The organism is Paenibacillus sp. fava2, assembly GCF_058313675.1.
The window spans coordinates 5,013,674-5,035,120 of sequence record NZ_CM177755.1 but is presented as its reverse complement, the minus strand read 5'-3'; the positions used below and the strand labels follow the sequence as shown (position 1 = coordinate 5,035,120).

At 53.3% G+C, this 21,447-nt stretch carries 25 protein-coding genes; 21 read left to right on the top strand and 4 right to left on the bottom strand.

The window, feature by feature from the left end:
• Positions 1–8: 8 nt before the first annotated feature.
• Positions 9–1,085 (bottom strand): spore photoproduct lyase, encoded by a 1,077-nt coding sequence (gene splB, locus AC4G46_RS22275; RefSeq protein WP_491124621.1) that lies wholly within the window; start codon positions 1,083–1,085, stop codon positions 9–11.
• Positions 1,086–1,278: 193 nt separating this feature from the next.
• Here splB and mntR point away from each other — a divergent pair, with 193 nt between their 5' ends.
• The 3 genes from mntR to AC4G46_RS22260 all read left to right on the top strand — a co-directional run bounded on the left by mntR (position 1,279) and on the right by AC4G46_RS22260 (position 4,561).
• Positions 1,279–1,704 carry a transcriptional regulator MntR gene (gene mntR, locus AC4G46_RS22270; RefSeq protein ID WP_039875255.1) on the top strand — a complete coding sequence of 142 codons (426 nt, stop codon included), beginning with the start codon at positions 1,279–1,281 and terminating at the stop codon, positions 1,702–1,704.
• Positions 1,705–1,909: 205 nt separating this feature from the next.
• Entirely contained in the window at positions 1,910–3,553 is a 1,644-nt protein-coding gene (locus tag AC4G46_RS22265; protein WP_491124620.1) for a family 10 glycosylhydrolase, read from the top strand.
• A 66-nt stretch (positions 3,554–3,619) separates the two neighbouring features.
• Positions 3,620–4,561, top strand: coding sequence for a patatin-like phospholipase family protein (locus AC4G46_RS22260; protein WP_491124619.1), 942 nt, complete (start codon positions 3,620–3,622; stop codon positions 4,559–4,561).
• A 75-nt stretch (positions 4,562–4,636) separates the two neighbouring features.
• Here the strand turns inward: AC4G46_RS22260 and AC4G46_RS22255 are convergent, their stop codons facing one another.
• Together AC4G46_RS22255 and AC4G46_RS22250 are read right to left on the bottom strand one after the other, a co-directional pair.
• Positions 4,637–4,978, bottom strand: coding sequence for a hypothetical protein (locus tag AC4G46_RS22255; protein WP_491124618.1), 342 nt, complete (start codon positions 4,976–4,978; stop codon positions 4,637–4,639).
• Between the two features lie 7 nt (positions 4,979–4,985).
• Positions 4,986–5,939 carry a DUF1385 domain-containing protein gene (locus AC4G46_RS22250; RefSeq protein ID WP_491128953.1) on the bottom strand — a complete coding sequence of 318 codons (954 nt, stop codon included), beginning with the start codon at positions 5,937–5,939 and terminating at the stop codon, positions 4,986–4,988.
• Between the two features lie 207 nt (positions 5,940–6,146).
• Here AC4G46_RS22250 and AC4G46_RS22245 point away from each other — a divergent pair, with 207 nt between their 5' ends.
• The 4 genes from AC4G46_RS22245 (at position 6,147) to AC4G46_RS22230 (ending at position 9,856) form a co-directional block, all read left to right on the top strand.
• Positions 6,147–6,638 carry a YqhR family membrane protein gene (locus AC4G46_RS22245; protein WP_491124617.1) on the top strand — a complete coding sequence of 164 codons (492 nt, stop codon included), beginning with the start codon at positions 6,147–6,149 and terminating at the stop codon, positions 6,636–6,638.
• Between the two features lie 74 nt (positions 6,639–6,712).
• A complete protein-coding gene (locus AC4G46_RS22240; protein WP_491124616.1) occupies positions 6,713–7,783 on the top strand; it encodes a M24 family metallopeptidase in 1,071 nt (356 codons plus the stop codon).
• A gap of 55 nt (positions 7,784–7,838) precedes the next feature.
• Positions 7,839–8,396 (top strand): elongation factor P, encoded by a 558-nt coding sequence (gene efp / locus AC4G46_RS22235; protein WP_491124615.1) that lies wholly within the window; start codon positions 7,839–7,841, stop codon positions 8,394–8,396.
• A gap of 206 nt (positions 8,397–8,602) precedes the next feature.
• Positions 8,603–9,856 carry an aspartate kinase gene (locus tag AC4G46_RS22230; protein ID WP_491124614.1) on the top strand — a complete coding sequence of 418 codons (1,254 nt, stop codon included), beginning with the start codon at positions 8,603–8,605 and terminating at the stop codon, positions 9,854–9,856.
• Between the two features lie 183 nt (positions 9,857–10,039).
• On the opposite strand, the gene AC4G46_RS22225 is transcribed toward AC4G46_RS22230, so the two are convergent.
• Entirely contained in the window at positions 10,040–10,906 is an 867-nt protein-coding gene (locus AC4G46_RS22225; RefSeq protein WP_491124613.1) for a YitT family protein, read from the bottom strand.
• A 264-nt stretch (positions 10,907–11,170) separates the two neighbouring features.
• Here AC4G46_RS22225 and AC4G46_RS22220 point away from each other — a divergent pair, with 264 nt between their 5' ends.
• From AC4G46_RS22220 to AC4G46_RS22155, 14 genes are all read left to right on the top strand, one after another.
• Entirely contained in the window at positions 11,171–11,434 is a 264-nt protein-coding gene (locus AC4G46_RS22220) for a YqhV family protein (protein WP_372238272.1), read from the top strand.
• 83 nt (positions 11,435–11,517) lie between these two features.
• Positions 11,518–12,519: a stage III sporulation protein AA gene (gene spoIIIAA / locus AC4G46_RS22215; RefSeq protein WP_491124612.1), complete on the top strand. Its 1,002-nt coding sequence runs from the start codon at positions 11,518–11,520 to the stop codon at positions 12,517–12,519.
• The gene (gene spoIIIAB / locus AC4G46_RS22210; protein WP_491124611.1) at positions 12,512–13,030 is read left to right on the top strand and encodes a stage III sporulation protein SpoIIIAB; all 519 of its coding nucleotides are present in this window, start codon (positions 12,512–12,514) and stop codon (positions 13,028–13,030) included. The genes spoIIIAA and spoIIIAB overlap by 8 nt, the downstream gene beginning before the upstream one ends.
• A gap of 13 nt (positions 13,031–13,043) precedes the next feature.
• The gene (gene spoIIIAC / locus AC4G46_RS22205; protein WP_020426549.1) at positions 13,044–13,247 is read left to right on the top strand and encodes a stage III sporulation protein AC; all 204 of its coding nucleotides are present in this window, start codon (positions 13,044–13,046) and stop codon (positions 13,245–13,247) included.
• 9 nt (positions 13,248–13,256) lie between these two features.
• Complete coding sequence (gene spoIIIAD / locus AC4G46_RS22200; RefSeq protein WP_039875230.1) at positions 13,257–13,646, top strand: stage III sporulation protein AD; 390 nt, start codon at positions 13,257–13,259, stop codon at positions 13,644–13,646.
• A 36-nt stretch (positions 13,647–13,682) separates the two neighbouring features.
• Positions 13,683–14,912 carry a stage III sporulation protein AE gene (gene spoIIIAE / locus AC4G46_RS22195; protein ID WP_491124610.1) on the top strand — a complete coding sequence of 410 codons (1,230 nt, stop codon included), beginning with the start codon at positions 13,683–13,685 and terminating at the stop codon, positions 14,910–14,912.
• A 64-nt stretch (positions 14,913–14,976) separates the two neighbouring features.
• The gene (gene spoIIIAF, locus AC4G46_RS22190) at positions 14,977–15,768 is read left to right on the top strand and encodes a stage III sporulation protein AF (RefSeq protein WP_491124609.1); all 792 of its coding nucleotides are present in this window, start codon (positions 14,977–14,979) and stop codon (positions 15,766–15,768) included.
• Between the two features lie 32 nt (positions 15,769–15,800).
• Positions 15,801–16,442: a stage III sporulation protein AG gene (spoIIIAG, locus tag AC4G46_RS22185; RefSeq protein ID WP_068728596.1), complete on the top strand. Its 642-nt coding sequence runs from the start codon at positions 15,801–15,803 to the stop codon at positions 16,440–16,442.
• A 49-nt stretch (positions 16,443–16,491) separates the two neighbouring features.
• Positions 16,492–17,385: a SpoIIIAH-like family protein gene (locus AC4G46_RS22180; protein ID WP_491124608.1), complete on the top strand. Its 894-nt coding sequence runs from the start codon at positions 16,492–16,494 to the stop codon at positions 17,383–17,385.
• A 324-nt stretch (positions 17,386–17,709) separates the two neighbouring features.
• Positions 17,710–18,219, top strand: a complete 510-nt coding sequence (gene accB, locus AC4G46_RS22175) for an acetyl-CoA carboxylase biotin carboxyl carrier protein (RefSeq protein ID WP_090719121.1) — start codon at positions 17,710–17,712, stop codon at positions 18,217–18,219.
• A gap of 59 nt (positions 18,220–18,278) precedes the next feature.
• Complete coding sequence (gene accC / locus AC4G46_RS22170; RefSeq protein WP_491124607.1) at positions 18,279–19,622, top strand: acetyl-CoA carboxylase biotin carboxylase subunit; 1,344 nt, start codon at positions 18,279–18,281, stop codon at positions 19,620–19,622.
• 117 nt (positions 19,623–19,739) lie between these two features.
• The gene (locus AC4G46_RS22165; RefSeq protein ID WP_068728599.1) at positions 19,740–20,156 is read left to right on the top strand and encodes an Asp23/Gls24 family envelope stress response protein; all 417 of its coding nucleotides are present in this window, start codon (positions 19,740–19,742) and stop codon (positions 20,154–20,156) included.
• 74 nt (positions 20,157–20,230) lie between these two features.
• Entirely contained in the window at positions 20,231–20,770 is a 540-nt protein-coding gene (gene amaP, locus AC4G46_RS22160) for an alkaline shock response membrane anchor protein AmaP (RefSeq protein WP_068728600.1), read from the top strand.
• Positions 20,771–20,785: 15 nt separating this feature from the next.
• Positions 20,786–21,019: a DUF2273 domain-containing protein gene (locus AC4G46_RS22155; RefSeq protein WP_221798290.1), complete on the top strand. Its 234-nt coding sequence runs from the start codon at positions 20,786–20,788 to the stop codon at positions 21,017–21,019.
• Positions 21,020–21,447 lie beyond the last annotated feature (428 nt).

Sequence of the window (21,447 nt, the reverse complement as noted above, 5' to 3'; positions counted from 1 at the left end):
GCCCCCGTTTAAGTAAAGTAATCAATACCCGCCTCGGGAAAATGCTCAAAAATCCGCTCTGTGATGAATTCGCGCAGGGCGGTTTGCTGTTCATCGGGATAGACATATTTATTCTGGCCCCAGCGGCCCCATTTTTTCTTGCGCTTCTCAATATCCATTTCCAGCTTGGATTTGGGATAACGCTTTTCAATCACCGTCTTGGCCGTCTTGGTGAACCGGTGCTGGATCATCTCGAAGGTCAGGCCTTTGCCTGAACCTGGAGGCATCGCTTTTGCCAGCTTGGCCAGCAGCTCTGCATAGCCCTCTTCCCAGCCGTCATGCCAGATAATCGGTGCGATAATAAAACCAAGCGGATACCCGGCCCTGGCAACCTTCCCGGCGGCTTCAATTCGTTCATCGAAGCGGGCGGTGGCGGGCTCGAAGTTTTTGATAACATAATCGGCGTTAATGCTGAAGCGGATCCGGGTGTGCCCGTTGTGCTCCAGCCCGAGCAGGGGGTCGACATGCTGATACTTAGTAACAAAACGCAGCCGGGCCAGCGGCTCCTTCGCCATATACGTAATCAGCTCGGCAAGCGAGCCGGTAATATGCTCCAGCCCCAGCGGGTCGGAGGTACAGGCAGCTTCAAAGGTAGTGATTTCCGGCGCGCGCTCCTCGATGTATTTTTTGGCGGCATCCAGGATATCTCCTGTGTTTACATACACCCGTATATAAGGCTTCGCGCCCAGCGTGGTCTGAAGATAACAATAATGGCAGTGACCCATGCAGCCTGTGGCAATCGGAATGGCATAATCGGCAGAAGGCTTGGACTGGTCAAAAGTGAGCGTTTTGCGCAGGCCTACCACAAGAGTCCGCTTGGCGATTTTATACTGCTCCAGTTCGCCTTCACCGGGCAGATTGGTAATCCGGTTATGCGAGGTGGTCATACGGTAGGGGATGTTCTGGGCTTTGACCCATTCCATAATTTTCTCCCCTTTAGGATAGTTCAGGGCATCCGGCTCAAAAAAAACAAGCTCAGGAATGAATAACCCGGTAGGCCTCGGCTTTCTTTTGACAGATGGACGTTCAGGTATTGCGATTGTCATGAACTCACACTCCTCCCGTATAGGCTTAACGGTATTGTGCCATTTAGCGCTGTCCTGAAATCATGGTAAACATCGTTAATGACAGCAGGTGCTTTTCCGCAGGACTTGCCAAGGAGCGGCAGAAACATGTATCATTGTTAGAGCAAGGCTCGGCCCCAGTGCCACGCTCATTATAGAAAAGAGGTAAACTTGAATGCCAACACCCAGCATGGAGGATTATTTGGAGCGCATTTACAAGCTCATCGACGAGAAGGGTTATGCGCGGGTTTCGGATATTGCCGAGGGCTTGGAAGTACATCCCTCCTCTGTAACCAAGATGATCCAAAAACTGGATAAGGACGAATATCTCATCTATGAGAAATATCGTGGGCTTGTCCTGACGAGCAAAGGTAAAAAAGTAGGAAAACGGCTGGTTGACCGGCATCAGCTGCTGGAGGAGTTCCTCGGCCTGATCGGAGTACAGCAGGAGCATATTTATAAGGATGTCGAAGGCATTGAGCATCATCTGAGCTGGGATTCGATTACGCGGATCGAAACGCTGGTGGAGTATTTCCGCCGTGATGAGGAACGCGTGAAGACCTTATATGATATTCACAATGAGCTGGTCAGCGATTCATAAAAAGTCTGTTTCTGTATGGATACCGCAACCTTTCCAGTTTTTTTACGTCAAAACGGATAACGTCCTTTAACGAAGTATGAGAAAGTATAGCAGCCTGTTATACTTTTACTTGTATTTCTCCGTTTTGCAAGAAACGGCCGACTCCCTTAGATAAGGACGAGAGGCCGTTTTTTTGCGTTCATTTCATGTATAACAGGGAGGAATTATGAATTACCGAAAATGGTTTTTGGGAGTAATGGTGCTGATGCTGCTTCTGCCGGTATGGCCGGGAAGTATCCGCGCGGCTGCGGTTCAGATCACGATTGAGCTGGACGGGGAGGCGCTGAATCCTGACGTGCCGCCGTATATTACCGCTTCAGGCGTAACGATGGTTCCGGCCGGTGTGGTCAGCCAGGGACTTGGCGCGGCGGTCGAATGGAGCCAGAGCAGCAAGACAGCGACGATCAGCAAAGGAGATACCGTGCTGAAGCTGACCAGCGGCAAACAGACAGCATTGGTGAATGCAGCCTCTGTGAGTCTGGATACCTCGGTGCAGATCAGGCAGGGCCGGGTAATGGTACCGCTGCGCTTTGTAAGTGAGCAGCTCGGCCTTCAGGTAGTATGGAACCAGGCAGCGAAGCATATCGCCCTGTATTCAAATGCAGAGATCACTGGTCCGTCAACGCCTACGGTTCCGACAGTACCAACACCGTCTGTGCCATCTGTACCCGCTCCGACTCTTCCCGGTAATACAGGGAAAGCGATGAAGGGAGCATGGATCTCCACTGTGTTCAACCTGGACTGGCCGTCCACATCTTCAGCGGGCAATCCGGCGAAGCAGAAGCAGGAATTCGATACCTTGCTGGACAAGCTGCAGACGACCGGCTTCAACGCTGTATTTGTGCAGGTGCGTCCCTCAGGCGACAGCCTGTACACTTCACAGCTTGTTCCCTGGTCCAAAGTGCTGACCGGTACGCAGGGTAAAGTTCCGGACTATGATCCGCTGGAATACATCGTGAGTGCGGCGCATCAGCGCGGCATGCAGATCCACGCCTGGTTCAATCCGTTCCGGGCAACAACAGATACAGCTGCGGCCACACTTAATGGTCTTGCCGGTAACCATGTATCCAAGGTTCATCCGGACTGGATCGTTAAGGCGGACAGCAAGCTGTATATTAATCCCGGCATTCCCGAGGCCCGCCAGCATATTATTGATACGGTGATGGAGGTTGTCCGGGGCTATGACATCGACGGTGTGCATCTGGATGATTATTTCTATCCCTCTAATGTAACCTTTGCCGATGATGCGGCTTTTAAGGCATATAACAGTGCTGGTATTGCCAGCAAGGCAGACTGGCGCCGGAACAATATCAATGAATTCATCCGCCAGCTGGGACAGGAGATTCATGCAGCCAAGCCGGCAGTATCCTATGGAGTCAGCCCGTTCGGCGTCTGGCGGAACAAAAAAGCTGACAGCACCGGATCAGACACTACAGCAGGCGTAACGGCCTATGACGATATGTATGCGGATACCCGTACCTGGATCAAGAACGGCTGGATCGACTACATCGCTCCGCAGATTTACTGGAGCCTGTCCTTTTCGGCGGCCCGCTATGATAAGCTTGTGGACTGGTGGGTGAATGAGGTCAAAGGCACCGGCGTCAAGCTGTACATCGGCCAGGCGGCTTACAAGGTAGGAGACACGAAGCAGACTGCCGAATGGCAGAGCGGTGAACAGATTATCAACCAGCTGAAATACAACGATAACTACGATGAAGTTGCCGGAAGCATAATGTTCCGCGCTAACGATGTTGCCGTACGGAATCCGTACGGGCTTGCAAGCCTGCTGGCCTTTTATTTTAAATCATAGAAGTCATGAATACTCCCCCGTGCTCATAGATAAGCAGTAGATCTATGGAACGGGGGTTTGCCGTGTATGGAGATCAATGCAGTCTTTGAAGGCGGCGGGGTAAAAGGAGTGGCGCTGGCCGGAGCGGTTGAAGCGACAGAGCGGGCAGGCGGTGTTTTTAAAAGAGTGGCCGGAACTTCCTCAGGCTCGATTATCGCTTCTTTTCTGGCAGCAGGCTACGACGGGGAGGATATGAGCCGGATCATCAAGCAGACACCGTTTACCTCCTTTCTCAAGCGGGGAATGCTCTACAATACGGCACTGATTGGTCCGGCGCTGCGTGTCATGATCAAGAAAGGGCTGTATTCCGGGGAAGCCCTGGAGAGCTGGGTTCGCGGCATCCTGCTGGATAAAGGCATCGTCACTTTCAGCGATCTGCCCCGGGGCAAGCTGTCGGTCATTGCATCGGATATTACCAACGGCCGGATTATTGTTCTGCCGGACGATCTTCCCGAGTACGGGATCTCCCCGGACAGGTTTGAGGTTGCCAAGGCGGTGCGGATGAGCTGCAGCATTCCCTATTTCTTCGATCCGGTCATGCTCCGGCTAAACGGGCGGGCGGCACAGGGGAAGACTTTTATGGAGCAGTTCGTCTATGTCGTGGACGGAGGGGTACTGAGTAATTTTCCGCTGTGGCTGTTTGATGAGAAAAAGGAAGGCTTCAAAAGCCCTGAACACCGGACGCCGACGGTCGGCTACCAGCTGATCGGAAAGACGGAGCCGCAGCCGCACCGGATTACCGGACCGTTTACGATGCTGCAGGCAATGGTAGGCACGATGCTGTCCGCACATGATGAACGCTACATTGAGGCGGAGAAATTCGTACGTACAGTCAAGATACCGACCCTGGGCATCTCCACGACACAGTTTCATCTCACGGCACAGGAGAGCGATGAGCTGTATGCGGCAGGAATGAAGGCGGGCGAGGAATTTTTCCGGAACTGGCGGCCGCGCAAGCACAGGATTTAAGGCGGATCATTTTGTACACACAAAAAGCCTCCCGCATGACTGCTTGCGCAGCACCGGGAGGCTTTGGCTGTTATTCTAATGATATTTGGGCAGCTGATCGTCGTTTTTGCCTTTGCTGCCTTCGATAACCTGAAACGGATACGTTTTACGTTTGCCGGGAACTGTCTGGGCCTTGCGGACTCCGGCAACCTTGGCCATTGTCTTCTGGGATGGTTTAACCTTCGGTCTTGAACGGCCGGAGCCGTAGGACGGGCCTTTCATAGCCAGCCTGTAAGCGAACACCAGCAAACCTACCAGGATGAAGGTCGGGAGCAGCTGCAGGAACAGCCACCAGAATCCGAAATTCATTACTCCGTAAACCAGTCCATATACGCCAAGAATAACACTGATCCAAAAAATTAAAGCATGCCTGATCATAGGGCAATCATCCTTTCGCAGGATCCAATACGCCGCCTGACACACTTTCATCGATATAGCCTTTAGCTTCAATCATGGCGTCCAGCTCGCGCATCCGGTTAAAGGAGGCGATGGACACCTCAACCATATCATCTTTAGGTTCCTTGGTTGTAAGCAGCTGGAGCCACAGGCCGGGATAACCTAAATACTTCAGCCATGGAACGTCGCGTACCGCGTTCGTTCCTTTCAGAACCTCAAACGAAATGCCGATGACAACCGGCAGCAGAACGATACGCTGAAGGACGCGTTCAGTAAGACTGCTCCAAGGGAATACAGAGTAGATTACGACGCCAAGGATAATGGTCAGCATCATGAAGCTGCTTCCGCAGCGGTAATGCAGGCGGCTGTATTTCTGAACGTTCTCGACAGTTAATTCTTCGCCGGCTTCAAAGGCGCTTATGACCTTGTGCTCGGCCCCGTGATACTGGAACAGCCGTTTGATTACCGGAGTCTGTGAAATAGCGGTCAGGTAGACAAGCAGCAGAATCAGCTTGATCAGACCCTCCAAAAGGTTCCGCAGAATATAGTTGTCAACTACACCCTCAAACAGATACGTCTCTATAAAGACCGGAACCAGGGTGAAGATCAGCTTGCCGAACAGGAATGACAGGATACCCATCACCGCGACACCAAAAATCATCCCGAGGCTCCAGCCTTCTTCTTTCTTCTTGTCCTTCGCCTTGTCCTTCTGCTTGGCCGCTTCCTCCGGCTCAGTCTCATCTTCAGCAAACGATTCTGCTGAATAATTCAAATGTTTGGAACCTTTGGCGCTGGAATCTATAATACTGACAATGCCGCGAAGCAGCGGAATCTTGCGCAGCTTGATGACCCAGCTCTTATCGCTCTTCGGCACCTCCAAAAATGTGATTTCCTGATTCTTCCGCCGTACGGCTGTTACGTTGATATGCTTGCCGCCGAACATGACGCCTTCGATAACGGCCTGGCCGCCGTAACTGGGAGTTTCCTGGGACAACCAATTCACCTTCCCTGATAATAATATGATTGATATAAACCATTGTAACTAATTTATGCTTACATTGCTAGTTGGATTGGCTTTTCCTGAGCATACTAGGAGTAAGAGGCAGGAGAAGCAGCACAGCCAATTCACATGTGAAAGCGGGGCACAATAATGAACAAGGCAGGCAAGCAGGCATCGGGGCATACGAACCCTTTATTTTTTGCAATCGAGCTGGGGATATTTGCCGGAGTTATCTGGGGAGGGATACGCTGGCTAATGTACGTTTTTCATTTTACCAAGGTGATTCCGGGCTTTTTGGCAGAGCCTTTCTTTCAGCATGCTTTTTTAATGAAGCCTGCAGGACAGCTGACCGGATATCTGTTTTATATACTGTTCTCGGTAATCGCTTCGCTTATCTACGTCTTCCTCCTCCGCAAGCTGAAGGGACCCTGGCCGGGTATGGTATACGGTGTGATCTGGTGGGCGGTAATCTTCCTGGCGGGCTCCTGGCTCTTCCTGCAGCAGCCGATGTTCAGGCTCCCCTGGAACTCTGTGGTCAGTGAATTTTGCATCTTTTTGCTCTGGGGATTATTCATCGGTTACACGGCAGCCATCGAGTATACGGATGAACGAAAACGCGAACAGCGGACAAAGCTGGCCTGAACGCCCGAAAAAACTTCTCAAGGGCATAACCCTATGTTAAAATACAATGTGGCTATTTCGAGAGGAGAATGAAAATGGGCAACAAGCGCGTCTCCAAGCTGCGTAAGGTTTTGCAGGATATGGGATTGGATGCTATGTTAATTACCAGCGGGTATAACCGCCGTTACCTGAGCGGATTCACCGGTTCTTCGGGTTATGTGCTTGTCACCGGCGATGAAAGCTACCTGCTGACTGACTTCCGGTATATGACCCAGGCGGCGGAGCAGGTAACCGGCCTTAAGGTTGTACAGCATGGTCCGAAATTCATTGATACTGTACGGGAGTTGCTACCCCAGAGCGGAAGTGTCCGTGTGGGCTTTGAACAGGATGACGTGACTTTCAGCGCGTACACGGCTTATGCCGAGGCGCTCCAGCCGGCAGTGCTGGTTCCGGTATCCAAGGCGGTTGAGAATCTGCGCATGTTCAAGGATGAGGATGAGCTGGCTGTTATGCAGCGCGCGGCCGATCTGGCCGATGCAACGTTCAGTCATATCCTGAATGTGATCAAGCCCGGCATGACCGAGCGTGATGTGGATCTGGAAATGGAATTCTTCATGCGCACCCACGGCGCAACCTCTTCATCGTTTGATACCATTGTTGCCTCTGGCGAACGTTCGGCCATGCCGCATGGTGTAGCCAGCAGCAAGGTAATCGGGAACAATGAATTTGTTACCTTTGATTTCGGTGCGCTGCTGGACGGGTACTGCTCGGATGTGACCCGTACGATTGCACTGGGCAAGCCGGATCCCAAGCTGAAGGAAATCTATGACATCACGCTTGAAGCACAGCTGCACACACTGGCGAATATCAAGCCCGGCATGACCGGACGGGAAGCGGATGCGCTTGCGCGCGATATCATTACCCGTTACGGCTACGGAGAGTATTTCGGCCACAGCACAGGCCATGGCCTTGGTATGGAGGTTCATGAATGGCCGCGGCTGTCCAAGCTCGCTGACGAGATTCTGGAGCCGGGAATGGTCGTTACCGTTGAACCGGGGATTTACCTGTCCGGTCTAGGCGGAGTGCGGATTGAGGACGATATTGTAATCACCGAAAGCGGGATTACACTTCTGACGCATTCGTCTAAGGATTATCTGGTACTTTAGATTTTTTTGCTTCACCCATTCACCAAGTTGATTAATGATCCAGGAGGGATTTTTAGTGATTTCAGTTAATGATTTCAAAACAGGCCTGACCGTAGAGGTAGATGGCGATATCTTTACCGTGCTTGATTTCCAGCATGTTAAACCGGGTAAGGGTGCGGCGTTCGTCCGCTCCAAGCTGAAGAACCTGCGCAACGGCAACACCGTTGAGCGCACCTTCCGTGCCGGCGAAACCATTGGCCGTGCCATCATCGAAAACCGCAAAGTACAGTACCTGTATGCAAGCGGTGCTGAACACGTATTTATGGATAATGAAACATATGACCAGTTTGAACTGACTGCCAAGCAGCTTGAATGGGAGCTTAACTTCCTGAGAGAGAACATGACGGTTAACATTGTCAGCTATCAGGGCGAAATCCTCGGGATCAACCTGCCTACCAGCGTTGAGCTGAAGGTTACTGAAACTGAGCCTGGTGTTAAGGGTAACACTGCGCAGGGTGCAACCAAAGCCGCTACACTGGAAACTGGTCATATTGTACAGGTTCCGCTGTTCATTAATGAAGGAGACGTTCTCCTGATTGATACACGCGAAGGTAAATATATCTCCCGCGCGTAGGACAAGCCTGGCATACAGCCGCAACAACAATAGCCTCCCCGCTTACAGCGGCGGAGGTTTTTTTGGCAGTGAAGCAGGGTGATCCCGGAATGGGCGCTTTTTTTTTTGAAACCATTAACGCTTGATGTCATTTTCGTATTATACTGGATTAAAGCGATAAACCAAAATATAAGCTACATAGAGCGAAATAGGGAGTGAATAGAACTTTGTCACTTTATGTCATGAAATTCGGAGGCAGCTCCGTCGGCGACATTGAACGTATGAAACGGGTCGCTAAGCGCATCGCAGATAAGCAGGATGAAGGGCACCGCTGCGTTGTGGTTGTATCCGCTATGGGAGATACTACGGATGATCTGATCGACCAGGCCAAGGCGCTGAATGAGCAGCCGCCGGCGCGCGAAATGGATATGCTAATGACAACCGGCGAACAGATCTCGGTTGCGCTGCTGTCCATCGCCCTGCACGGGATCGGCAGAGATGCCGTCTCTTATACAGGCTGGCAGGCAGGCTTCCGCACAGATGAAACCCACGGCCGGGCCCGGATCAACGAAATTGTTCCGCTGCGTGTGCTGGAGTCGCTGGAGCGCGAACAGATCGTGATCGTGGCCGGCTTCCAGGGGATGACGCTGGACGGCGAGATTACAACGCTGGGACGCGGAGGCTCCGATACAACGGCAGTTGCACTGGCAGCTGCAATCAAGGCTGATGTGTGCGAAATCTATACCGATGTGGACGGCATCTATTCCACAGACCCGCGTATCGTCAAGACGGCGCGCAAGCTGAAGGAAATCTCCTATGACGAGATGCTGGAGCTGGCCAATCTGGGCGCAGCGGTACTCCACCCCCGGGCGGTAGAGTATGCCAAAAGATATCAGGTGAAGCTGGTCGTCAGATCAAGCTTTAATCATAATGAAGGTACTGTAGTTAAGGAGGAAGCAAGCATGGAGCAGGGAGTAGTAGTAAGCGGAATCGCATATGACAAAAATGTGGCGCGGATCAGTATTCTGGGAGTGCCGGATGTGCCGGGTGTTCTTGCCCAGGTATTCGGCAAGCTGGCTGCTGAAGGCGTCGATGTGGATATCATCGTGCAGAGCGGCGTTCAGAACAGCACAGCCGACTTTTCCTTTACAGTAGGGCTGGGCGATTTGGCCCGGGCCAAGGAGGTTATTGAAGGGCTGCACAGCGAGCTGCCTTACCGTGAAGTAACCTCGGAAGACAATCTGGTCAAAGTCTCGATCGTCGGTGCAGGAATGGTCAGCCATCCTGGCGTTGCCGCGCAGATGTTTGAAGTGATCTCCGGCCAGGGCGTCAGCATCAAGATGGTCAGCACCTCCGAAATCAAGGTGTCCTGTGTTATTGAATCCGGCAACCTTCAGCAGATTATTCAGGCGCTTCACACCGCCTATAATCTGGATACTGAAGAGCAGGCCTTCGTTGGCGGGCCTAAGGACCGCAGATAGGTATTAGAACAGGGATGTTTCTACAGCGAGGGCTGGAGGAACATCCCTTTTTTAATCATCTGAATCCGTTTGTTTGATGAGTTACCTGGATTCAGATGATAAGATACCCGGGAGATTTGAAAAAAAGAGCCTGTAGTCCGCCGGTTACCGGGGATTACAGGCTTTTTTCCATGATCAGTCTAGCTAACTCAGCCGTCTGAACCGGCCCACGATCTCTACCGTCTCCAGCACGTTCACGAACGATTTCGGGTCCGTCTCGAGAATGGTCTTGCGCAGCTCGGCCAGCTCATAGCGCGTCGTAACGGTCATCAGCATGGTGTTGCCTTCATGACTGTATCCGCCCTCCGCATTGACTACAGTGACCCCGTGGGGCAGCTGGTTAAGCCGGCTGAGCATCTTGTCGCGTTCCTTGGTGACGATGAAGCAGGTCAGCTTGACGTGGCGGATATGAATCATATCTACGACCCGGCTTTTGACGAAAATACAGAGCATGGCATAAAGGGCGGAATCCCAGCTCTTGAAAAAGCCCAGGCTCAGGATGACCAGACCGTCCAGCACGAACAGCACAGTCCCCATCGGAATATCGCGTTTGCGGGTAATGATCGAGCCCAAAATATCAAATCCTCCGGAAGAGCCCCCTGCACGAAGCGAAAATCCAACCCCGCAGGCAATAATGACTCCGCCGAAAATGCTGGCCAGGATCGGGTCCTTGGTCAGCTTGATGACCGGAATGACGGTCAGGAACCAGGTGGTGGAGATGACAGACAGCATGCTTAAGCATATGTATTTTTTGCCTACGGCCACAAAGCCCCAGATCAGAATCGGAAAGTTGATTGCAAAATAGTACAGTGAAATATACTTGGGATTTGTGAGATAACCGATAATGGAAGCCGTTCCGGCCACCCCGCCGCTCAGCAGCTGATGCGGAATGAGAAACAGCCGGAGGCCGCTGGCTACCAGAAAAGCTGAAAGAATGATGACAGCTACATCTTTTACCTGCCTCGCTACTGTGCTTGATACTAGTGGTACTACGAGATTACGAACCTGCATGCTAAAATTCCCCTCTTTTTTTCTTAGTCTATCCAATGACATAAGCTTCTATTTCCCGTTTGTTGATTAACAAATTTATTTTATCACACTGATGATATTTTTTTATGAATTGTTTCTCTATGATTTCTTTCACATCTCAGGTGCGGCTGCGCCTATTTTCGCTTGTCTAAAGTGGACAGCTTGCGCATATCCATGGGTAATGGCTTGTTTTCAGGCAGTGCGGGATGGGTCTGCAGCAGATTTGAATATAAGGAGCTGAACAGATTGGACAAGTATGTTAGCTGGATGGCGATTTTGCGGCTGCTGTCCGGCAGTGTGGAGATTACGGCGGCACTGATTATGCTGAAGCTGAACCAGGTGGACAAGGCGCTGGCGGTCAATTCAGGACTGGCCCTCGTAGGGCCGACGATTCTCATTCTGACAACGGCTGTCGGGCTTACGGGGATGGCGCAGGAGCTGTCCTGGGGCAAGCTGGGCTGGATCGGCTGCGGGGTGGCTTTTCTCTTAATCGGTATTCTAAAAAAATGATAGATGATAGGCATAAAGCTCAGGTACAAGCATAAATATGGAATAAAGCTATAAAAGTAGAGGACAGCTTGGGGGTACATTGTATGGCTAATGACTGGCTTTTCCTGTTTCCCGAAAAAGTAAGGACGCTGCTGAGCGGACTTCCCGCCCATCTTCTGGCGAGGCTGGAGGAGGTCAGGGTCCGAGAAGGGCGCCCGCTGGAGATTAACTACTCCGGCAAATACCATTTCCTCTGCGAAAACGGCAGCCTGACCCAGCTTCCCGCAGAAGCGTACAAGCCAAGCCGGGAGGATACACACCGGCTGCTTGATCTCATCAGCAATCATTCCCTCTATACGATGGAAGAGGAGCTGCGCAAGGGCTTTATTACGATTCCCGGCGGACACCGGATCGGCCTTTCCGGCCGGACGGTGCTCAGCGGAGGCGGGGTTGAGCACCTGCGCGACATTACCGGCTTCAATGTCCGGATTGCCCGCGAGCTTCCGGGCATCGCCGACAGCGTGCTGCCCTACCTGGTGGAGCGGGGGCGGCAGCGGATCATGCATACGCTGATCCTCTCGCCGCCGCAGCACGGCAAGACCACGCTGCTGCGTGATCTCGCCAGGCAGATCTCCGCCGGCAGCCAGTCCGGACGGGACGGCAGCCGCCCGGGCCTTAAGGTCGGCATCGTGGACGAGCGCTCGGAAATCGCCGGCAGCCGCCGCGGCATCCCGGCCTTTGATGTCGGGCCGCGCACAGACATCCTCGACGGCTGCCCGAAAGCGGAGGGGATGATGATGATGATCCGTTCCCTCTCGCCAGAGGTGCTGGTCGCTGATGAGATCGGGCGCCATGAGGATGCCGAAGCGGTGACAGAAGCGCTGCATGCCGGAATCTCCGTGGTAGCCACGGCCCACGGCAAGGAAGTGGCCGAGCTGGCCCGGCGTCCGGGCCTGGGGGGACTGCTTGAGCACCGGATGTTCGAGCGGTACGTCATTCTGCACCGCACCGAGGCAGGGCTGACCTTCCGCATTCTGGACGGGCAGAAGCGCGGGCTGCTGCTCATAACGCCGGAAGAGCAGCAAGGCGGTGAACGCCGTGCTTAAACTGCTGGGTGCCGTCCTGGTTGTGCTGGCCGGCACGCTGGCCGGGTTCACCCGGGCTGCCCAGTATGCAGACAGGCCGCGGAACATCAGGGGGCTGATCGCCGCTCTCCAGCGGCTGGAGACAGAGATTCTGTACGGCTATACCCCGCTTCCGGAGGCGCTGCGGCGGATCGGGCAGCAGGCGAAGGGGCCGCTGCAGGCCTTTTTTACCTCCGCTGCCCAGGAGATGAGCCCGCCGCTGGACCACAGTGCAGAGGTGGCTTTCAGGCGGGCGATGGAGCTTCATTTCCGTTCCGCTGCGCTGAAGAGTGCAGAGCGGGAAATTCTCCGCCAGCTGAGCTGCACGCTGGGCACAAGCGACAGGTCGAATCAGAGCACGCATATTGCACTGGCTTTGCAGCAATTGAAGCAGGAAGAGACAGCGGCCAGAGAAGATCAGGGCAAATATGAAAAAATGAGCAAAAGCCTGGGTCTGCTGCTTGGAGTACTGATCGTCATTTTGATCTTTTAGCGAGGTGCCAGGAATGAATATTGAAGTCAACGCGATTTTTCAAATCGCCGGCATCGGCATCATCATTGCCATGATCCATACGGTACTCAAGCAGATGGGCAAAGAGGATATCGCCCACTGGGTAACGATCGTCGGATTTATCATCGTGCTCTTCATGGTGATCCGGATGCTGGACGGACTGCTTCAGGAAATCAAAACGATTTTTCTTTTTCAGTAGGCAGGCAGTATGGAAATTATCCAGGTAGTAGGAATCGGACTGTTGTCGACGGTGCTGATCCTCGTGCTGAAGGAACAAAAGCCGATGTTCGCCTTTCTGCTGACTACGGCAGCCGGCATTCTGATCTTTCTGTTCCTGATCGGCAAGATAGGCACGATTCTCGGGACACTGGAGCGGGTGGCGGAGTCCTCGGGAATGGAAATGATCTACATCAAAACCGTGTTCAAAATCATCGGAATTTCCTATATCGCGGAGTTCGGGGCACAGATTGTGCGAGATGCCGGGCAGGAGTCCATCGCCTCCAAGATCGAGCTGGCCGGCAAGGTGCTGATCATGGTGCTGGCCGTGCCGATCATCAGCATTATTATCGAAACGGTGATGAAGCTGCTGCCTGCCTGAACCATGCGGAGCGGGAGCAGCCGGAGAAAGGCGGGAATGCAGGACATGCAGGTGCTCAAGACTCCTAAATATAAAATACTGCTGCTTCTGCCCTTTCTGCTGCTGCTCTGGTGCGGGGGAACTGCTTCGGCAACCGGCGCTCCGCCGCAGGCTTCAGGCGGTACCGCATCACCCGTAGACGGGTGGGTCAAGGGTCAGGTAGAAAACCTGCCGCTGGACGGGGTTGAGTCTTATTGGGACCAGCTGATGCGGGAGTACGGCGGGTTCTTCCCGGACGGGCAGACCCCGTCGCTGATGGATATGCTGCTTCCCGGCGAGGACGGTCTAAGCTTTGCAGGCGTGCTGTCAGGCCTGGGCAAATTCATGTGGCATGAGGTGCTCTACAACGGCAAGCTGCTGGTCACGATCGTCATGGTCAGTGTACTCAGCATGATTCTGGAGACGCTGCAGACCGCTTTTGAACGCAAGGCCGTCAGCAAAATCGCTTATATGCTCTGCTACATGGTCGTGCTCGTCATCGCTGTCAACAGCTTTAACATAGCGATCGGCTATGCGAAGGATGCAATAGACCGGATGATTGATTTCATGATGGCGATGATTCCGCTGCTGTTCGCGCTTCTCGCTTCGATGGGCAACATCGTCACTGTTTCCGTCACGCATCCGCTGATTGTGTTCATGATCCATACGGTCGGCACGCTGATTCACACGATTGTATTCCCACTGCTCTTCTTCTCGGCAGTGCTGCATCTGGTGAGCGCCATGTCGGAGAAATACAAGCTGACCCAGCTGGCTAATCTGCTGCGCAATGTCGGGGCCGGGCTGCTGGGAGTACTGCTGACGGTGTTCCTCGGCGTTATATCAGTCAGAGGCATCACCAGCTCGGTGACAGACGGTGTGACAATCCGCGCCGCCAAGTATATCACCGGAAATTTCGTGCCTGTCATCGGCAAAATGTTCGCGGACGCCACCGACACCGTCATCTCGGCTTCGCTGCTGGTGAAGAATGCTATCGGGCTCTCAGGCGTCATCATCATCCTGTTCCTGTGCGCCTTCCCGGCGATCAAAATTCTGATTCTGGCGCTCATCTACAATGTCGCTGCAGCGGTCATGCAGCCGCTCGGCGAGACGCCAATCGTGTCCTGTCTGCAGACGATCGGCAAAAGCATGATTTACGTCTTTGCCGCTCTGGCCGCCGTCTCCCTGATGTTCTTCCTGGCTGTGACGATCATGCTGACCGCAGGCAATGTCACGGTGATGATGAGGTGAGGCCTGCCGATTCGACCGGTTCGGAAAAAAGCGGATGCCTACTAACGTTCAGGGGGTTAAGCGTATGAGCTGGTTAGGCGATTGGCTGCGGGAGCTCATTCTGGTAGTCCTGATGGCTGCCTTTGTAGAAATGCTGCTCCCGGGCAAGTCGATGGAGCGCTACGCCAGGCTGGTGCTCAGCCTGCTGGTCCTGCTGACGATGCTCAGCCCGATTGTCTCCCTGCTGAAAGGGGATGCCGCAAAGGAGCTGAGCGTGGCCCTGGGACAGCAGGAGCAGCAGGGCGGACTGCTCTCCGGGGCAGGCCGGGGCGCAGGCGAGCTGGAGCAGATTCTGGCCGACGGGCGGATGCTGGCCGCAGGGGCCAAGGAGCAGGGCCTGCAGCTGGCTGCAGAGGAAGTTGCCGGCCAGATGCAGGAGCAGGTCGCCGGAAGTACAGGCCTGCAGGGGATCAAGGTGACGGTGAAGCTCGGGCTGAGCAAGGCATCCAGCCTTGGCGGTGAGGAGGTTCCCGTAATTACCGCAGTCACCGTGTCCCTGCCGGCGTCAGCCGGAGCAGGCCAGGCCGGCGGCGCGGAAACAGGAGGAACGGACAGCCCCTCAGGTTCTGAACCGATCCGGATTGAACCGGTGGTGCCTGTACAAGTGCAGATTGGCGGGGGCACCGCCGGCGGAGCGGCGGAAGTAACAGCCGGGTCAACAGGCAATGCTTCCGGTGCCGGAGCTGACGGACAGGAGGCATCAGGCACAGCCGATGTAGCAGCTGACGGAATTAAGAAGCTGCTGGAAACGAACTGGAATCTGGAGCCCGGCATCATCCGGGTCTCCGGCAGTACAGCGGGCACCGGGAAATCTTAAGAAGCAGCGCTAATGATGAGGGGGGATAAGAAGTGGCCAACTGGTTAAAAAAGCTGGAGCAATGGGCAGGCGGAGGCTCCGGCAGTCCGAAAAGGAGTCATACCTTCCGCTGGCTGATCATTTTGGGACTGCTGGGCGTGGCAATCATGCTGTTCAACTCCTTTGTGAACGTGAAAAAGCTCGACAGCGAGAATACGGGGCGTGAACCGCCGGCTGTCGAGTCCTCGCAGACCACCCTGCAGCAGGGGAATCTTAACAACTCCGGAGCCTTTGACAGCATCGAGCAGGCAATGGAGGAGCGCACCAAGGAAATCCTGGAGAAGATCGTCGGTGTCGGAACGGTGGACATCATGGTTACTGTAGATTCTACAGAGGAGATTGTTGTGCAGCGGAATATGAATGATTCACAGCAGCTGAGTGAAGAGACCGATGCCAGCGGCGGCAAGCGCCATACCACGCAATATACCAGGGATGGTGAAATCGTCACCTACAGCCAGTCGGGCGATGAGACTCCGATCATTACCAAACGGATCAAGCCGCAGGTGCGCGGCGTGCTTGTGGTAGCCAAGGGCGCCGAGAACAAGGTTGTCCGCGGGTTGATCGAGGAAGCCATCCAGAAAGGCCTGAATGTGCCAAGCTACCGCATTTCCGTTGTGCCGCGCAAGCAGGAATAGGCGGGCAAATCAGCAATAAATCCAATATTATTTTTAGGAGGAAAAGAAAATGAAGGGCAAAAGACAAACAATTTGGTTGGTTTCCATGCTCAGCTTGATGGTGGTGCTGTCGGCTTACTACTTATTCACTGAAGACACCGGGGCCTCCATTCCCAAGGAAACAGCAGGCACCATCCAGGTGGACAGCGCGAATAACGGCACAGGTACAACGGATTCTGCAGTGCTCGACAACGGTCTGGTTATCAATGAAGTGGATACGCAAGGTGCACTAAGCACGGATGCCGGTTCCGAGGCTGCCGCTACAACAGAAGACACTGCAGCTGAAGATGCAGCAGCGGCTGTTACCGACCCGGTTGCTGACACAGCCAGCAGCGAAACAGCGGCTGCACCGGATAAGAGCAGCACAGACAGCTCCAAAGAAGACACTGCTGCAGTAACTGACAAAACGGCCGGTGAGAAGACTGCGGCAAGCAATGATAAAGCAGCGGCTGATACCTCTACAGACAGCGCTACAGCTTCCACTGAAGGCACGCCAGCCAAAGGCGATGATGAAATTCTGAAGGAAGTTGCCGCACAAAGCGCATCCGCAAGCAGCATGTTCACCAACTATCTGTTTGAACGCGAACAGCAGAACCTGAAGAACTACAATGACCTGATCGCCCAGATTAACGACATGACCAAGACACCGGCCGAGAACGCTGTGGCACAGGAGCAGCTCAGCAAGCTTGAGGAAAAAGAATCCAAAATCAGCGATATCGAGACCCAGCTCCAGCAGAAATACGGTGAGGCCATCGTCAAGGAGGAAACCGGAAACAGCTACACCGTGGTTGTGCTGAGCGACAAGCTGGACGTGAAACAGGCCGTTGGCATCGTGGATCTGGTGATGAAGGAACTGAGCGTTACCCAGGACAAAATCCGGGTGCAATACGTATCAGAGCAATAATTACCAGTATAAAAAAGCAAAAAATGCCGAAAGAGCTCGGGTTGCCCCGGGCTCTTTCCATTTCTAGCGTTTGTGATATAATACATAAAGTTATCATGATGAAAGCGACCTCAGATTTGCGTTATCCCTGAAGCCATGCTTCAAAAGAGAAACGGTGAGGCCGTTTTTTGCTTGAAAGATAAGAAAGGATTTATTTTACGCTATCCTTTATCCTTATCTTTTTCGCAGAAACGGGTACCGTCCTTTTAAGGACAGCGTAACCGTTCCAACTTATCCGTAACAGAAAAGTGGCTTCGAGAGAAAGCTGAAGGAGTGAACGATTAAATGTTCAAGTTAAGCGAGATTAAGGAATTGATTAAATTGCTGGACCAGACCTCCTCCGTACATGAGCTGGAGATTGAAAGCGAAGGAATGAAGCTGGCTATACGTAAACCGGATCGACCTGAAGCTGATGGCAATGCAATCCAGGCGGCTCCTTATGTCTATCCCTTTACGCCAGCACCGCAGCCGCACAGCCCGCAGCATGTTGCACCTACGGCCCCAAGCGAGATCCCGGCTGCCGTACAGCCGCAGTCTTCCCCTGCCGAAGGAGCATTACATAAAATTGTTTCTCCAATGGTAGGAACCTTCTATAGTGCCGCTTCTCCAGAATCACCGTCCTTTGTCAAGGTGGGGGACCGTGTGAATGAGAAATCCACTGTCTGCATCATTGAAGCGATGAAACTGATGAATGAGCTGGAAGCGGAAGTAAGAGGCGAAATCGTATCCGTGCTTGCCGAGAACGGCCAGCTTGTAGAATACGGCCAGCCGCTGTTTCTGGTAAAGCCGGAGTAACTGCCGCAGTACTAGAACAAGAGGGCTGACAGGCCTCGTTAAACTTTGGGAGGAAACGCATGAACATTCAAAAAGTGCTGATTGCCAACCGCGGTGAAATCGCGGTGCGCATCATTAGAGCCTGCCGCGAAATGGGCATTTCCACCGTCGCGGTCTATTCAGAGCCTGACCGGGATTCACTGCATGTCCGGCTGGCAGATGAGGCTTATTGCATCGGTCCGATGTCGTCCAAGGACAGTTATTTGAACTTTACCAATATTATGAGCGTCGCTACATTAACAGAGTGCGATGCGATTCATCCCGGATACGGGTTCTTGGCTGAGAATGCTGATTTTGCCGAGATCTGCGAATCCTGCAATATCACCTTTATTGGCCCTTCCCCTGATGCCATCACCCGGATGGGGGACAAGGCTGTAGCGAAGGACACCATGAAGCTGGCCGGCGTTCCGGTTATCCCGGGCTCTGACGGGCTGGTAGGGGATGTAGAGGAAGCGGTTATGCTGGGCCGTGATATCGGCTACCCGATCATCGTAAAGGCTACCGCAGGCGGCGGAGGCAAAGGCATCCGCATCGCTGAAGACGAGGAGTCCCTGGTGAAGCAGATTACTGCTGCCCAGCAGGAAGCCCAAAAAGCCTTCGGCAACGCCGGCGTCTACCTGGAGAAATTCCTGACCGGAATGAAGCACGTGGAAATCCAAATTATTGCTGATAATCACGGGAATGTCGTCCACCTGGGCGAACGGGACTGCTCTGTGCAGCGCCGCCGCCAGAAGCTGGTCGAAGAAGCTCCTTGCTCCGTGCTGACACCGGAAATCCGTGAAGCGATGGGGCAGGCCGCTGTACGTGCAGCACAGGCCGTGAATTACTCCGGAGCAGGTACCCTGGAGTTTCTGCTGGGTCCGGACGGGCAGTTCTATTTCATGGAAATGAACACCCGAATCCAGGTTGAGCATCCCGTAACGGAGATGGTTACCGGCGTGGATCTGATCAAGGAAATGATTTCGGTGGCCGAGGGCAATCCGCTCTCCTTTACCCAGGAAGATATCGTGATCAACGGCTGGTCGATTGAGTGCCGTATTAACGCCGAAGATCCGGACAAGAACTTTATGCCTTCACCGGGCAAAATCGGCTTTTACCTGCCTCCGGGCGGACTGGGTGTACGGGTGGACAGCGGGGCTTATCCCGGCTATACCATCTCGCCGTTTTATGATTCCATGATTGCCAAGCTGATCGTCTGGGCGCCGACGCGCCAGGAGGCGGTTGCGAAGATGAAGCGGGCGCTGGCCGAATTTGCTGTGGAAGGCATACATACCACGATTCCGTTCCACCAGAAGCTGCTGGAGCATCCGGTATTCCTTGACGGGAATTTTGATATCAAGTTCCTGGAAGAGTATGAAATTTAGGACGGCTTCTCATTGTTTGTCATAAAGTTCGGCAAATGATATAGTATGTTTAATAAGAGACGTGCTCTCCGCTATAAATGTTGAACAACTTTTTTATTGAAAGGGTTGAAGTCCAAGATGAGTACATTGCCGACGGAATACGAACGTACGGAGATCGGCGAGATCCAGATTGCTCCGGAAGTAATCGAGGTTATCGCAGGTTTGGCTACCGTAGAGGTTAGAGGCGTTGCCGGCATGAGCGGCGGATTCGCCGGAGGAATTGTGGAGCTTCTGGGCCGCAAGAATCTCTCCAAAGGAGTAAAGGTAGAGGTTGGACAACGTGAGGCAGCCGTAGACGTGTCCGTTATTATTGAGTACGGTAACCGTATTCCGGAAGTAGCCGGGGAGATTCAGCGCAATGTTAAGCGTTCCATCGAGACTATGACCGGTCTGACTGTAGTGGAAGTGAACGTGCATGTACATGACGTCCAGTTCAAAACTACCGCGAATACGGACAAGAGCGAAGACACAGAAGCGGTTCACCGCGTGAAATAAGGGCCCCCGTTTATCCATAAACCCCCGACAGCACCGTCGAGGGTTTACTCTAATTTAAGGAGGTTATGAGACTCGTGGCAAAAATTTTGGACAGGCTTCTGCTGTTTATCTACAGCTTAAGCATCGGAATATTATCTGTAATTGCCATTCTCCTCCTGAGCGGCGCAATTCCGGATACGGTCGAGATCCAGGATGGCCCGGCCGCCTATATTGCAGCCATTGCTGTGGCAGTCATTCTGTTCCTGCTCAGTATCCGTTTCTTCTACATCTCCCTGCGCCGTGACCGGGCCTCCCAGCCGTCGGTGGACCAGCGTACGGAGTACGGGGATATCCAGATTTCGATGGAAACCATTGAGAACCTGAGCCTCAAGGCTGCAGGCAAGGTTAAAGGGATCCGGGACCTGAAGTCGCGTATCCGCGTGTCACAGGCAGGACTTGAGATTATGATCCGTGCGGTAGTGGACGGTGAGCATTCGCTCCCGCTGCTGACCACAGAGGTTCAGCGTCAGGTGCATGATTTTGTGCAGGAGACGACCGGGATTCCGGTTGCAGACGTTTCGGTCTATATTGCCAACCTCACACAGTCTCCAAGCTTCAAAAGTCGAGTGGAATAGAGGTGAGTTTCCCTTATGCCCTGGAAAGAAGTATGGGGAAGTCACGGGGGCAGAATCGCCGGAGTAACGTTCGGTATTGTGCTTGGCCTGATTTATCTGATTAGCGGTTTTTGGGATATGCTGTTCTTTGCACTGGTAGTGTTCATCGGATATACGCTTGGCAAAAGAAAGGATACGGCGCAGCCGCCCCTGTTCGTCTGGCAGGAGCTTGTAGAGCGGCTGTCCGGACGCTGGCGTCCCTTCAAATGAACCGCGATAGCCTTTCTCCCGGAGCCTGGAACCCGTTTCGTTTGCGTTGACTGGCCTGCCGGGTGAAGGGCTGCGCGGTTTTTTGGTTACTAGAGGGGATCAGGTGGTTATTAGATGCGATAATGCCACTTAATTTCACGGCGGAATCTCGATTAGAAGGAGTTTGCTGCAAATTAAGTGACGTTTTTCCACCTAAGCATTTAAAAATACAAGAAATCCCCAAACTAAGTGACAGAATTCCAAGTAGTGTTTTTAACTTTGGCTGCTACAGCAGTTGCCGCACTAACTACAATCCGTTTAACTGTATTTCGTACAATTAGATACCGGCATACACACCCCGGTACAGCCCCGGCCGGTTTTTGACTGTACGAAGTACAATTAGGGATAAAGCAGACGGTTTTGTGCTGAGAATAATAATTGTGATTCTA